Origin of the sequence: Shigella sp. FC1544, assembly GCF_001722145.1 — a bacterium.
Taxonomy (GTDB): Bacteria; Pseudomonadota; Gammaproteobacteria; order Enterobacterales; family Enterobacteriaceae; genus Escherichia; species Escherichia coli.
In genome coordinates this window covers 1-322 of the sequence record NZ_MECT01000487.1, presented here as the reverse complement: position 1 = coordinate 322, position 322 = coordinate 1, and the positions used below count along the sequence as shown (strand labels likewise).

At 54.7% G+C, this 322-nt stretch carries 1 protein-coding gene; it reads left to right on the top strand.

What is annotated here, in order from left to right; genetic code table 11:
- The coding region (locus tag BGK49_RS18750; protein ID WP_069375814.1) for an IS3 family transposase at window positions 1-322 on the top strand (322 nt) is incomplete at both ends.

Sequence of the window (322 nt, the reverse complement as noted above, 5' to 3'; positions counted from 1 at the left end):
GCGGTGGAACGCCGCTTCGGCAACGATCTTCCGTCGTCTCCAGTGGAGTGGCTGACGGATAATGGTTCATGCTACCGGGCTAATGAAACACGCCAGTTCGCCCGGATGTTGGGACTTGAACCGAAGAACACGGCGGTGCGGAGTCCGGAGAGTAACGGAATAGCAGAGAGCTTCGTGAAAACGATAAAGCGTGACTACATCAGTATCATGCCCAAACCAGACGGGTTAACGGCAGCAAAGAACCTTGCAGAGGCGTTCGAGCATTATAACGAATGGCATCCGCATAGTGCGCTGGGTTATCGCTCGCCACGGGAATATCTGC